The sequence below is a fragment of the Micromonospora sp. MW-13 genome (assembly GCF_003434305.1).
Classification (GTDB): domain Bacteria; phylum Actinomycetota; class Actinomycetes; order Mycobacteriales; family Micromonosporaceae; genus Micromonospora.
Genome location: NZ_QKKX01000001.1, coordinates 187,720 through 200,452 on the forward strand (window position 1 = coordinate 187,720; position 12,733 = coordinate 200,452).

Sequence of the window (12,733 nt, forward strand, 5' to 3'; positions counted from 1 at the left end):
AGTCAACGCTCAGGGACGGCCCCGTACCGTTGCCGCATGAGATCGCCGTTGTCGGCCGCGCCGGTCCGACGGGCCCTGGGCACCCGCCGCCGCCGGATCGTCGCCGGATCGGTGGCGGCCGTGCTGGTGGCCGCCGCCGTGGTGTGGGCGACCCGGTCCGACGAGGCCGGCTTCCGCACCGAGTCCGCGCTGGTCACCGTCCGGTCCGGGCCGGCCGGCGACGAGCCGGTGGACCTGGACACCACGTTCTACCTGCCGGACGACGCGTCGGCTGGCCGCAAGGTGCCGGCGGTGCTGCTCGCGCACGGCTTCGGCGGCACCAAGGAGTCGGTCCGGGCCGATGCCGAGGACCTGGCCGCCCAGGGGTACGCGGTGCTCGCCTGGACCGCCCGGGGCTTCGGCCGCAGCGGCGGCCAGATCCACCTGGACAGCCCGGACTACGAGGTGCGGGACGCCGAGCGGCTGCTGGACTGGCTGGCCGCCCGCCCGGAGGTGCGCACCGACGCCGCCGGTGACCCCCGGGTCGGCGTGGTGGGCGGCTCGTACGGCGGCGGCCTGGCCCTGCTGCTGGCCGCCCAGGACCGGCGGGTCGACGCGATCGTTCCCATGATCACCTGGAACGACCTGTCCCGCGCGTTCCTGCCGGAGAGCACCGGCAAGGACGCCACCTCCGGCGTGTTCAAGAAGGGCTGGGCCGGGATCTTCTTCGGCGGCGGCGGCAACGCCGGCTCCGGCCCCGCCGGGCTCTCCGGCACCTCGGCCGCCGAGCCGGAGGGCGCCCCCGCCTCGGCCGGGCCGCCCGGCCCGGCGCCGGGCTCGGGGCCGGGCACCGGCTCCGGGCGCGCCCCGGCGGGTGCGGCGGACCCGGCCTGCGGCCGGTTCGCCGCCGACGTCTGCGCCGCGTACCTGCGGATCGCCACCACCGGGCGGGCCGAACCGGCCGACGTGGACCTGCTGCGCCGGTCCAGCCCGGCCGGCGTGCTGGAGAAGATCAAGGCGCCGACCCTCCTGGTGCAGGGCGAGGCGGACAGCCTCTTCCCGCTCGCCGAGGCGGACGCCAACGCCCGTGGCATCGCCGCTGCAGGCACCCCGGTCCGGGTCGCCTGGTACACCGGCGGCCACGACGGCGGCGCGGGGCCGCGCAACGACTCCGACCGGGTGAAGTACCTGACCCTCCAGTGGCTGGACCACTACGTGCGGGGCTCCGGAGGGGCACCCGGCGACGACTTCACGTACTCCCGGATCGCCGGCTTCGACGCCCTCGACCGCGGCCTGGTCGCCACCGGCTTCCGCACCGCCGACTACCCGGGCCTGGCCGGCGACGGACGCCGCGAGGTCGCGGTGACCGGGCCGGCCCAGCCCGTCGCGAACCCGCCGAACGGTAACCCGGCGGCCATCTCCTCGGTGCCGTTCGCCGGCGCGCTCGGCTCGCTGCTGGATGGGGTGGCCGGCGACGTCCCCGGCCAGCACGCCCGGTTCGAGTCGCAGCCGCTGGCCGAGGCGGTGGACGTGGCCGGCTCGCCGACCCTCTCGATCCGGGCGGCGTCGCCCACCGGGGAGGCGGTGCTGTTCGTCAAGCTCTACGACGTCGACCCCGGGGGCGCGGCGACCCTGCCGAACGGGCTGGTCGCCCCGGTCCGGCTGACCGGGCTGCCGACGGAGATCGGGGCCGCGCCGCCGGTCACCGTGACGCTGCCGGCGATCGTCCGCCGGATCGAGGCCGGGCACCGGCTGCGGATCGTGGTGGCCACCACCGACCAGGCGTACACCACGCCGGCCGAGCCGACCGTCCACACCGTGGCGGCCGGCGACGGCCCGGTCGTGCTGCCCACGGTGGCCGGCGAGCCGATCCCCACCACGGCCACCGTCTGGCGCTGGGTGCTCGCCGGGCTGCTGGCCGCGATCGCCGTCGGGCTCGTCACGGTCGTCCTGCTGGCCCGCCGCCGGCACCGCCGCCAGGACAGCTCGGTCCACCCGCAGTACGCGGGGGTCCCGCTGGCCGTCCGGCAGCTCCGCAAGGAGTACGCCGACGGCTTCGTCGCCGTGTCGAACGTCGACTTCGAGGTGCATCCCGGCCAGGTGGTCGGCCTGCTCGGGCCCAACGGCGCGGGCAAGACCACCACGCTGCGGGTGCTGATGGGGCTGACCCAGCCGACCGCCGGGGAGATCTACGTCTTCGGCCGGCGGCTGGTGCCCGGCTCGCCGGTGCTGTCCCGGATCGGGGCGCTGGTCGAGGGGCCCGGCTTCCTGCCCCACCTGTCCGGCCTGGACAACCTCAAGGCGTACTGGCGGGCCACCGGGCGGCCGTGGGCGGAGGCGCACTTCGACGAGGCGCTGGAGATCGCCGGGCTCGGCGACTCGGTGCACCGCAGGACCCGTAAGTACAGCCACGGCATGCGGCAGCGGCTGGCCATCGCCCAGGCCATGCTCGGCCTGCCCGAGCTGCTGGTGCTCGACGAGCCGACGGACGGCCTGGACCCGCCGCAGATCGCCGAGATGCGCCGGGTGCTCCAGCGCTACGCCACCGACGGGCGGGCCGTGCTGGTCTCCAGCCACCTGCTCGCCGAGGTGGAGCAGACCTGCACGCACGCGGTGGTGGTCAACAAGGGGCGGATCGTGGCGTCCGGCCCGGTCGAGCAGATCGTCGGCGAGTCGCCGAGCGTGCTGTTCGACGTCACCGACCCGGCCGCCGCGCGCGACGTGCTGGGCCGGCTGGACGGGGTCACGGTGCTGCCGGACTCCGACGGGAACCTGGTGGTGGACACCAACGGCACCGCGCGCAGCGAGGTGGTGGCCGAGCTGGTCCGGGCCGGGATCGGGGTGGACCGGGTGGTGCCGCGCCGCCGCCTGGAGGATGCGTTCCTCGCCCTGGTGGGCGAGAACTCTCGGGGAAGCGGGGACCGGTGATGGCGCAGTCGTCCTCCACGGTGGGCGCGGCGACGGGCTACCGCCCCTCGGCCACCCTGCCGTTCGCGGCGGAGTTCCGCCGGCAGGCGTCCCGGCGGCGTACCCAGCTCGCGCTCGGGTTCATGGTGCTGCTGCCGTTGATCATCCTGGTCGCGTTCCAGTTCGACTCCGGCGAGGACGACCGCAACGGCGGGGGCGAGTTCGCCAGCCTGTCCGACCTGGCCACCTCGGGCGGGCTGAACTTCACCCTCTTCGCGCTGCTGGTCTCGGCGTCGTTCCTGCTGGTCGTGGTGGTGGCGCTGTTCTGCGGCGACACGGTCGCCAGCGAGGCGAGCTGGGGCAGCCTGCGCTACCTGCTGGCCGTCCCGGTGCCCCGGGCCCGGCTGCTCGCGGTGAAGCTGCTGGTCGCGCTCGCGTACTCGGCGCTGGCGCTGCTGCTGCTCGCCGGCACCGCCCTGCTCGCCGGCACCCTCCGGTACGGCTGGGAGCCGCTGCGCAGCCAGGTCGCGGCCCAGCTCGAACCGGGGGAGGGGCTGCTGCGGCTGCTGGCCGTGCTCGGCTACCTGGCGGTCGTGCTGCTGGCGGTGGCCGGGCTGGCGTTCCTGCTCTCGGTCGTCACGGACGCGGCGCTCGGCGCGGTCGGCGGGGCGGTGCTGCTCTGGATCCTGTCCAGCATCCTGGACCAGATCACCGCGCTCGGCGGGATCCGGGCGTTCCTGCCGACCCACTACAGCAGCGCCTGGCTGGGCCTGCTGTCCACGCCGGTGCAGACCGACGACGTGGTGCGCGGCGGCATCTCGGCGATCGGCTACGCCACCCTGTTCTGGTCCCTGGCCTTCTGGCGCTTCACCCGCAAGGACATCACGAGCTGACCGCCGAACCCGGCCGATTGCCGGCCACAAGTCGGCGCAGCACCTTGATCGTTTGATGATTAATGAGACGACACGCCGGGTGTCTTCTCCAATTTCAGCAAACGATCAAGGAGGGTGCTGACTGCCAGGCACGTTGCGCTCAAGCAGGACTTGCCGGGTCCGGCCCGCACGGGCCGTCGTGGTCGGCGTTCGCTACATGTCCTGAAACCATTGTCCGATTTGGCGGGTGGCTCGTGGCGTTCAGGTATGGAATTCAGAAGGACAATGAACTCATAGAGACTTACAACGAATGACAGAAAGATCGGCCTTGCGGCGTCGGCAGGTCATCGGGGCACTGGCACTGCTCGCAGTTTTCCTAACAGTGGCAGCTGCCGCCTTCATCTGGCCAGATGCGTCTCCACTCATTCGGGCTGTTGGCAGCGTCCTGATCGTGGTAGGGATCCTGCTACTGGGTTCGGGCGTGGTGTCGTGGCTGCGACGGCGACGAGCCGGAAGTTGAGGCTCAGCACGTAGGAAGACGGTGGGGGTGGAAGCCGAGCGGGACTTCCACCCCCACCGTCCGGCGTTGCCGGAACTAGACGCCGGTTACCGCGATCGACGCCGCCGCCCATTGGCCCGACATCGGGCACACCACCGCCACGGCCCTCCGAGCTTTTTGCCGTGTTCGGTGGCTTGGTCACGGTCACGCAGGTTGACGGCCTGAGCGCAGCCCGCCTTGCCGTCGCGCGGAGCCCCGCATCCGCGCGGCGGTGCTGGGTTTGACCGGGGCGGAGACCTTGGCCGAGGCCGCCGGACCGTTCCGGACGATCCGAAGTAGCGCCATGCATATCGCCACGATCAACGAATGGATCCGACCAGAAATGAAACGTAGCCTAGCTCTGGCCGCTCAGGCAAAGGCAGAATGGGTGGCCTTCGGGGTCGAGTAAGACCCGCCATCGTTGCCCGCCGGGCTGAAAGTCCGGCACGGTGGCGCCCAGTGCAAGACAGTTCGCCTCAGCCTCGCCCAGGTCATCAACCGCAAGGTCAAGGTGATACCGCTTGGCGTCGGTGCCCTCGGGCCAGGCCGGCGGCTTGTAGTCCGGTACGCGGCCGAACCCGATCGCCGTCGTGGTATCGGTGATCATCGCATATTCCTCCTCACTGTGCGTGACCGGCCAATTTAGTACCTGCCCGTAGAACACGGCCAACTGACGAGGATCAGAACAGTCGATGTTGAACATGATCAGCTTCGCTGCGGCAGCCATTCGAGCTCCCTTCGTTCGTTCGCTTCGCCATCACAGTGCCACCGATACCCGACAACCCTTGTCCAGTACGGATGGCAAACTGCCGTAGTGCGCGCTTCCAGGATGCTGGCCCTGCTGATGCAGCTACAGGTACGCGGTCAGCTCACCGCTCGTGAGCTCGCGCAGCGTCTAGAGGTCAACGAACGTACGGTCCAACGCGACGTGGAGGCCCTTGTGGCAGCCGGCGTGCCGGTGCGGTCGGTCCGCGGCCCTGCTGGCGGATACCGGCTGGAGGGCGGCTACCACACCCGGCTCACCGGCCTGGGCGCTGACGAGGCGACGGCGCTGGCCTTCCTCGGCCTGCATGGAGTCGCCGATGACCTCGGACTCACCGCGATGCTCGATACGGTGCGCACCAAAGTGTTGGCGTCACTGACCGGAGAGGCCCGGCAGCGAGCTCAGCGCAGCGCGGAACGGTTCCACCTCGACCCGGTCCGCTGGTACGGCCGGCGGGAACCGACGCCTCGCCTCGCGGATCTGGCCGCCGCGGTCTGGCGTGACCGTTGGATCCGCATCGGCTACGTGCGCAGTGGCACGCTCACAGAACGGACCGTCGAACCCCTTGGGCTCACACTTGCTGCTGGCGACTGGTACCTGGTAGCCCTGCGCGACGGGCAACGGCGCACTTACCGGGCATCCAGGATCCGCACGGTGGAACTCCTCGACGAATCCGTGCACCGCCCCGCCGGCTTCGTCCTCGCGGACACCTGGACCCAGTCCCGCCAGGCAATGGAGACCGAGCACGCCCTCATCGAGGTCACCGTACGGATCACGACAGCAGCCCTGCCCCGGCTGCGTCGTCTGGTTGCCGTGACGGGGCAGGACCGGATCGACCTCACCGCCACCGGCGACGACGTGGAACTGACCATCCCCTTCGAAGGTGAGAACTGGGCGTGCACGGCGCTGCTCGGGCTCGGGCCAGCGGTACAGGTGTTGGCACCAGCCACACTCCGGGCGCGGATGGCAGCTCAGACGCGGGCCGCCTCAGCCCGGTATGAGAGCTGACCGACCGGGCTAATGAAACAGCTAGGCGTAGGGAGGTGTCCGGAGTGGAGGTACACCGCCCTGCCGGCAGCGCGATCCGTTACGGCTTGTACGCCGCGTCGGTGTGGCTGACCTCGGTGAACGTGCTGCCGGAGAGCTGGTAGTACGAGGTGCGCCGGATGTCCAGCTCGGCCATGCTGCGGTCGGCGGAGCGGGTCAGCCAGACGACCTTCGCCCGGCCGCCGGACACGGCGATCGAGACGACCGGGGTCCGGTCGTCCAGTTCGGCCAGGCTGCGGTAGACCGGCTCGCCGTCGGCGTTGTGCCACACGACCAGCGTGTAGAAGGTGCCGCTGCCCCCGCCATTGAGCGCGACCGCGCCGACCGCGTCCGCCGCGCCGTCACCGTCGAGGTCGCCGATCCCGCAGGGCTTCTGGAGGGTGACCGTGTCTCCGTCCTCGCCCGACCAGACGCCCCCGGCCAGCGGGAGGTAGTCGGCGTACCCCTGGTAGGGGACCTTGGTGCTGCCGACGTGGGCGCCGGCGAGCTGCTCGCAGGTCAGCGCGGGCACCTTCTTCGGCGGCGCGGCGGTGGTGCCGGCGACGGTCGGCTCCGGCGGGGCGGTGGGACCCGTCGTCGCCGGGGTGGGCTCCGGGTCGTCCTCCGCCGGGGCGGCCGGGTCGTCGGCGGCCGGAGCGGTGGTCGTACCCGCCGAGGAGGCCGACCCCCCGGCGTCGCAACCCGCGGTCAACAGGCAGGCCAGGGCGAGGATCGCGAGGCTGGGCAGGGTCCGGCGCATCGGCCAGTTCCTCTCTCGGGGGGTGGGCTTCCCGCACCGTAACGGCCCCGCGCCACCCGGTTCACCCCCCGCTGCCGGGCCGGGGTCAGCCGGTCGGTCCTCCGCACACCCGCCACTGGTCGCCCTCCTTGACCAGGGTGATGACCTTCTCCCGGTCCGCGGTCGTGATGGTCACCTCGGCGCTGGTGTCGCCGTTGGTGGTGCTGACCTGGGTGTTGGTGACCCGGTACCCGCCCAGCGGCTGCTCGGCCTGCCAGGCCCGGGCGAACTGCGCCTCGGTCACCTGGCCGCGCAGGCGCTCGCAGAGCCGGGCGTACGCGGCCGGGTAATTGCCCGCCTTCGTGTCGTCCAGGTACGCGGTGGCGGTGTCCCGGGCCGGGGCGGTGGCGCCCTGCACGCTGCGGAACAACCAGAAGCCGCCGCCGACCGCGCCGGCGCAGCAGAGCAGCGCCACCACGGCGACCACGATGATCACAATGCGGGTCGTCCGGCTGAGCCCGCGGGACTTCGGGGGTGGCCCGGGCATGCCGGGCGGCGGGGGGTACGTCACGCCGCGAGCGTAGAAACCCCAGGCCACCCCCCTTGCGCGGACCACCGGCACCGATCTCGCCGATGGTGGCGACATCGATGCTCTCGGTGACGGTGTGATCTATTCGACGCCCCCGGAACGGCCACCCGCTGGGAACCTCGGGTGGCGGCGCCGGGAATCCGCCGTAGACTCGGGCGCACAACTGAATACCTCATCCAGAGGGGCAGAGGGACACGGCCCGACGAAGCCCCGGCAACCACCCGCGCGCTCGACGACGAGCGGTGCGGACAGGTGCCAATTCCGTCCCCGCCGCAGGGTGCGGTGTGGGGAAAGATGAGAGGACCTCCTCGACATGACGTCGACCCTCGCCGCGCCCGGCATCGACACCACCGCCAGCCCCGCCCGTGCCCTGGTCTGCCGGGCCTGCTCCGCGCGCTACCCGCTCGCCGCGCAGCACGCCTGCTACGAGTGTTTCGGCCCGTTGGAGGTCGACTACGACACCGCGGCCCTGGCCCGGGTGACCCGCGAGCAGATCGAGGCCGGCCCGCAGAACCTCTGGCGGTACGCCGCCCTCCTCCCGGCCGGCCAGGACCCCGCCACCCGGGTGACCGTCGACCCGGGGCTGACCCCGCTGGTCGCCGCGCCCAACCTCGCCGCCGAGCTGGGCATCACCGCCCCGCTCTGGGTCAAGGACGACAGCGCCAACCCCACCCACTCGTTCAAGGACCGGGTGGTCTCGGTGGCGCTCACCGCCGCCCGGGCGCTCGGCTTCACCCGGTTCGCCTGCGCCTCGACCGGCAACCTGGCCAACTCGGTCGCCGCGCACGCGGCCCGTGCCGGGGTCCCCTCGATCGTGTTCATCCCCGGCGACCTGGAGGCGGGCAAGGTGGTCACCACCGCCGTCTACGGGGGCGAGCTGGTCGCCATCGACGGCTCGTACGACGACGTGAACCGGCTGTGCGGCGAACTGGTGGAGACCGACGAGTTCGAGGACACGGCGTTCGTCAACGTCAACGTCCGTCCGTACTACGCCGAGGGCTCCAAGACCCTCGGGTACGAGGTGGCGGAGCAACTCGGCTGGCGCATCCCGGCCCAGGTGGTCATCCCGATGGCCAGCGGTGAGCTGCTCACCAAGATTGACAAGGCGTTCAGCGAGCTGGTCGAGATCGGCCTGGTCGAGGCCCCCGTCGGCGGCTGGAAGGTCTTCGGGGCCCAGTCGGCCGGCTGCAACCCGATCGCCACCGCCCTGCACGCCGACAGCGACATCATCACCCCGGTCCGGCCGACCGGCATCGCCAAGTCGCTCAACATCGGCGATCCGGCCGCCGGCCTGTACGCCCTGGAGGCGGTACGGCGCACCGGCGGCTGGATGGAGTACGTCGACGACGACGAGATCCGCGCCGGCATCCGGCTGCTGGCCCGGACCACCGGGGTCTTCGCCGAGACGGCCGGCGGGGTGACCGTGGCCGTGCTGCGCAAACTGGTCGAGTCCGGCCGGCTCGACCCGGCGGCGGAGACCGTGGTGTTCAACACCGGCGAGGGGCTGAAGACCATCGACGCCGTCGCCGGTCAGGTCGGCCCGACCCACCGGATCAGGCCCTCGCTGCGCGCCGCCCGGGACGCCGGCCTGCTCGGCTGACCCGGCCCCGATCGAGACGGTGTGTGGCATGTCGCATCCTCCCGTGCCTCAGGGGACGCGACATGCCGCACCCGGAGAAGATTGCCTGGCCATCCGGTCGGTGGACAGGCGGATCAGCCGGACGGGGGATGGGGCGGATCCGCCGGGTAACCGACTTTTTGCCCTCGGTGAGAGAAACCCGCCGCCGAGGACTTGACGGCAGGAACCGGACGGCGCAAGATGCTCCGTGCGGGAGGGCGTTTCGCCGAAGACTTTCAGTTCTTGCGACCCAACGCCGGAGGCGTTGTGCGATCGTCCCTCCCGACCACGTCCGATCGGGCCGGCGATTAATTCGCTGGCCCGATCGTCTTTTCCGGGTCACCCTCGGCTCCATGGGCATCACGATCACGCCGGTCGACCCGGCAGACCAGGGCGCGGTCGACGCGGCGTACCGGATCAGGGCGGCGGCCGACGCGGCGGACGTCCCCGACTTCCCCCCGCCGTGCCGGCGGCGGCTCGAGGCCGCGCTCCGCCACCCGATGCCGGGCTGCGTGCCGGTCTGGGCGCTCGCCCACCGCGACGGCGTGCCGGCCGGTTACCTCGGCCTGGAGCTGCCGCAGCTCGACAACACCGACAACGCCACCGTGGAACTGTTCGTGGACCCCGCGCACCGCCGGCACGGCGTCGGCCGGGCGCTGCACGAGCACTGCCTGCGGGTGCTGCGCGGGCAGGGGCGCAAGCGGGTGGTCGGGATGGCCGTCTCGGCCCTGCCCGACGGGCCGGGACGCGACGGGGCCGGCGGCGCGTTCGCCGCCGCGATGGGCGCGCGACCGGCGCTCGCCGAGGTCCGCCGCCGGCTCGACGCCGCCCGGGTCGACCCGGCAGCGCTCGACACCCTGCTCGCCGACGCCCGGCCGCACGCCGCCGGCTACCGCACCGTCGGCTGGCAGGGGCACGCCCCCGAGGAGTACGTCGCCGAGGTGGCCCACCTCGACGGCCGGCTGATGGCCGACGCCCCGATCGGGGACCTGGAGTGGGAGCCCGAGCGGATCGACGTGAAGCGGGTGCGCGGCATCGAGCGGGCGCTCGATGCCCGGGGGCGCCGCCGCTACCACCACGGGGCGGTGCACGTGGCGTCCGGCCGGCTGGTCGCCTGGACGGTGCTCGACGTCGGCCCCGACCTGTCGTGGCACGCGTTCCAGCAGATCACCATCGTCGACCCGGCGCACCGGGGACACCGGCTCGGGCTGCTGACGAAGGTGGAGAACCTGCGGTACGCCCTCGGCCACGAGCCGGCGCTGCGCGCCGTGGACACCTTCAACGCGGCGGCCAACGGGCACATGATCGCGATCAACGAGCGGCTCGGCTTCCGCCCCGTCGACGCCTGGACCGACTGGCAGCTCACCCTCTGACCGGGCCGCCGGTGCGACGCCCGGCGGTTCAGCGCCGCGCCGACCCCGGTGGCGGCCCGCCACGCCGAGGGTGGTCGCGGCCCGCGCGCCGGGCCACCAGCCGGGCCGCCCAGGGGCGCAGTACCGGCTCGGGGTAGCCGCCGGCGGCCAGGCCGGCCCGGCGCTCGAAGACGTTGCCCCGGCCGTAGCTGCCGGTCAGCGCGTACGACCAGGCGCAGGCCAGCCAGTACGCGGGCCAGAACAATGGCCCGAGCAGCGCGTACTGGCGGGCGTGCCGGGTCTCGTGGCCCAGCAGGTCGGCCCGGTCGGGGTGCAGCAGCCACTCGGCGGGGCGCCGGGTCAGGATCACCGAGCCGACCGTGAAGCACTCCTGCCTCGGCACCGGCAGCCGGTACCCGCCGGCCACCACCAACCCGTCCGGGGTGCGTACCCGGGCCGTGCGGGCCAGGACGGCCAGCGCCAGCCCGGCCGGGGTGGTGCCATTCAGCCAGGTGGCCCGGGTGCAGGCGCGTTGCCGCATCACTCCAGCATGCGGCGGCCGGGCCGGGGTCACCAGCCCTGGTGCCGGCCCCTACTGTCCGGTTCGCGGCTGGGGCATGATGGCGGGCATGACGGAGACCCCGCATCCCCTGTACGACAGGCACGCCGACACCCTCAGCCGTGCGCTGACCGCGATCGCGGAGCGCGGGTACTGGTCCGCCTATCCGGAATCACCCAGCCCCCGGGTGTACGGCGAGACCGCCGCCGCCGACGGCAAGGCGGCCTTCGAGGCGTACCTGGGCGGTGACTTCCCGCTCGACCAGCCGGGCGACGGCGACCGGGTCGCCACCGAGGCGAGCCCGTTCGGGCTGGAGTTGAACGTCCGCTACCCGCACGCCGGCGTCGACGAGCTGGTCGCCGCCGCCTCCGCCGCGCTGCCGGCCTGGCGCGACGCCGGCCCGCAGGCCCGGGCGGGGGTCTGCCTGGAGATCCTCGACCGGCTGCACAAGCACGTCTTCGAGTTGGCCAACGCGGTGCAGTTCACCAGCGGCCAGGCGTTCGTGATGGCCTTCCAGGCCGGCGGGACGCACGCGCTGGACCGGGCGCTGGAGGCGATCGCCTACGCGTACGCGGAGATGACCCGGCACCCGGGGACGGCCGGCTGGGAGAAGGCCGCCGGCAAGGGCGACCCGCTGCGGATGACCAAGACGTTCCACGTGGTGCCGCGCGGGGTGGCTCTGGTCATCGGCTGCAACACCTTCCCGACCTGGAACTCGTACCCCGGGCTGTTCGCCTCGCTGGTCACCGGCAACCCGGTGGTCGTCAAGCCGCACCCGCGCGCGGTGCTGCCGCTGGCCATCACCGTGCGGTACGCCCGGGAGGTGCTCGCCGAGGCCGGCTTCGACCCCGACCTGGTGCTGCTCGCCCCCGAGGCCCCCGGCGAGAAGCTCGCCTCGACGCTCGCCCTGCACCCGGCCGTGAAGATCGTCGACTTCACCGGCTCCACCGAGTACGGCGACTGGCTGGAAGCCAACGCCCGGCAGGCGACGGTCTACACCGAGAAGGCCGGCCTGAACACGGTGGTGGTCGACTCCACCGACGACTTCGCCGGGATGTGCCGCAACCTGGGCTTCACGCTGACGCTGTACAGCGGCCAGATGTGCACCACCTCGCAGAACCTGCTGATCCCGGCGGGTGGGATCGCCACCGACCAGGGGCACAAGAGCTTCGACGAGGTGGCCGCCGGGATCGCCGCATCCGTCGCCAAGATCACCGCCGACCCGGCCCGGGGCGTCGAGCTGACCGGCGCGATCGTCAACGACGGGGTGCTGGAGCGCCTCGACGAGGTCACCGCAGTCGGTGAGGCCGTGCTCAAGTCGCGCGCCGTCGAGCACCCGTCCTACCCCGGCGCGGTGGTCCGCACCCCGACGATCGTGAAGCTGGCGGCCGGCGACACCGGGACGTACTCGCGGGAGTGGTTCGGGCCGATCTCGTTCGTGATCGCCACCGACTCCACCGCGCACAGCCTGGAGATCCTGCGGTCGACGGTGGGGGAGAAGGGCGCGCTGACCGCGGCCGTCTACTCGACGGACGAGGCGGTGCTGGACGCGGCTGAGGCGGCGGCGATCGACGCCGGGGTGCACCTGTCGTGCAACCTGACCGGGGGCGTGTTCGTCAACCAGTCGGCGGCGTTCTCCGACTTCCACGGCAGCGGCGCGAACCCGGCCGCCAACGCGGCCCTGACCGACGGCGCGTACGTGGCGAACCGGTTCCGCGTCGTGCAGAGCCGCCGCCCCGCCTGACGGGTGGGCAGGGGCCCTGCCCGGCGCGGGACGTCGGGCTGGGCCCC

The 12,733-nt window shown here is 72.7% G+C and carries 10 protein-coding genes and 1 riboswitch; of the genes, 6 read left to right on the forward strand and 4 right to left on the reverse strand.

The window, feature by feature from the left end:
* Nucleotides 1–36 precede the first annotated feature (36 nt).
* A complete protein-coding gene (locus tag C5N14_RS00885; protein WP_117664867.1) occupies nucleotides 37–2,907 on the forward strand; it encodes an alpha/beta fold hydrolase in 2,871 nt (956 codons plus the stop codon).
* A complete protein-coding gene (locus tag C5N14_RS00890) occupies nucleotides 2,907–3,779 on the forward strand; it encodes an ABC transporter permease (RefSeq protein WP_117664868.1) in 873 nt (290 codons plus the stop codon). Before C5N14_RS00885 ends, C5N14_RS00890 begins: the two co-directional genes overlap by 1 nt.
* Nucleotides 3,780–4,651: 872 nt before the next feature.
* On the opposite strand, the gene C5N14_RS00895 is transcribed toward C5N14_RS00890, so the two are convergent.
* Nucleotides 4,652–5,023, reverse strand: coding sequence for a VOC family protein (locus C5N14_RS00895; protein ID WP_117664869.1), 372 nt, complete (start codon nucleotides 5,021–5,023; stop codon nucleotides 4,652–4,654).
* A gap of 87 nt (nucleotides 5,024–5,110) precedes the next feature.
* Here C5N14_RS00895 and C5N14_RS00900 point away from each other — a divergent pair, with 87 nt between their 5' ends.
* Nucleotides 5,111–6,067 (forward strand): YafY family protein, encoded by a 957-nt coding sequence (locus C5N14_RS00900; RefSeq protein ID WP_117664870.1) that lies wholly within the window; start codon nucleotides 5,111–5,113, stop codon nucleotides 6,065–6,067.
* Between the two features lie 79 nt (nucleotides 6,068–6,146).
* Here the strand turns inward: C5N14_RS00900 and C5N14_RS00905 are convergent, their stop codons facing one another.
* Together C5N14_RS00905 and C5N14_RS00910 are read right to left on the reverse strand one after the other, a co-directional pair.
* A complete protein-coding gene (locus C5N14_RS00905) occupies nucleotides 6,147–6,845 on the reverse strand; it encodes a hypothetical protein (protein WP_117664871.1) in 699 nt (232 codons plus the stop codon).
* Nucleotides 6,846–6,930: 85 nt separating this feature from the next.
* Complete coding sequence (locus C5N14_RS00910) at nucleotides 6,931–7,395, reverse strand: hypothetical protein (protein ID WP_128763499.1); 465 nt, start codon at nucleotides 7,393–7,395, stop codon at nucleotides 6,931–6,933.
* A 187-nt stretch (nucleotides 7,396–7,582) separates the two neighbouring features.
* Nucleotides 7,583–7,714, forward strand: a riboswitch (SAM riboswitch).
* A gap of 12 nt (nucleotides 7,715–7,726) precedes the next feature.
* Here C5N14_RS00910 and thrC point away from each other — a divergent pair.
* Together thrC and C5N14_RS00920 are read left to right on the forward strand one after the other, a co-directional pair.
* Nucleotides 7,727–9,013, forward strand: a complete 1,287-nt coding sequence (thrC, locus tag C5N14_RS00915; RefSeq protein WP_117664873.1) for a threonine synthase — start codon at nucleotides 7,727–7,729, stop codon at nucleotides 9,011–9,013.
* A 371-nt stretch (nucleotides 9,014–9,384) separates the two neighbouring features.
* Nucleotides 9,385–10,404: a GNAT family N-acetyltransferase gene (locus C5N14_RS00920; protein ID WP_117664874.1), complete on the forward strand. Its 1,020-nt coding sequence runs from the start codon at nucleotides 9,385–9,387 to the stop codon at nucleotides 10,402–10,404.
* Nucleotides 10,405–10,432: 28 nt separating this feature from the next.
* Here C5N14_RS00920 and C5N14_RS00925 read toward each other — a convergent pair whose 3' ends face one another.
* Nucleotides 10,433–10,924 carry a hypothetical protein gene (locus tag C5N14_RS00925; protein WP_117664875.1) on the reverse strand — a complete coding sequence of 164 codons (492 nt, stop codon included), beginning with the start codon at nucleotides 10,922–10,924 and terminating at the stop codon, nucleotides 10,433–10,435.
* Nucleotides 10,925–11,012: 88 nt separating this feature from the next.
* Here C5N14_RS00925 and paaN point away from each other — a divergent pair, with 88 nt between their 5' ends.
* Entirely contained in the window at nucleotides 11,013–12,686 is a 1,674-nt protein-coding gene (paaN, locus tag C5N14_RS00930; protein ID WP_207892572.1) for a phenylacetic acid degradation protein PaaN, read from the forward strand.
* The last annotated feature ends 47 nt before the right edge of the window (nucleotides 12,687–12,733 follow it).

Coding starts and splice junctions, on each gene's coding strand:
- thrC (WP_117664873.1), top strand. CDS start 7,727: ATGACGTCGACCCTCGCCGCGCCCGGCATCGACACCACCGCCAGCCCC.
- C5N14_RS00925 (WP_117664875.1), bottom strand. CDS start 10,924: ATGCGGCAACGCGCCTGCACCCGGGCCACCTGGCTGAATGGCACCACC.
- paaN (WP_207892572.1), top strand. CDS start 11,013: ATGACGGAGACCCCGCATCCCCTGTACGACAGGCACGCCGACACCCTC.
- C5N14_RS00920 (WP_117664874.1), top strand. CDS start 9,385: ATGGGCATCACGATCACGCCGGTCGACCCGGCAGACCAGGGCGCGGTC.
- C5N14_RS00905 (WP_117664871.1), bottom strand. CDS start 6,845: ATGCGCCGGACCCTGCCCAGCCTCGCGATCCTCGCCCTGGCCTGCCTG.
- C5N14_RS00885 (WP_117664867.1), top strand. CDS start 37: ATGAGATCGCCGTTGTCGGCCGCGCCGGTCCGACGGGCCCTGGGCACC.
- C5N14_RS00890 (WP_117664868.1), top strand. CDS start 2,907: ATGGCGCAGTCGTCCTCCACGGTGGGCGCGGCGACGGGCTACCGCCCC.
- C5N14_RS00895 (WP_117664869.1), bottom strand. CDS start 5,023: ATGGCTGCCGCAGCGAAGCTGATCATGTTCAACATCGACTGTTCTGAT.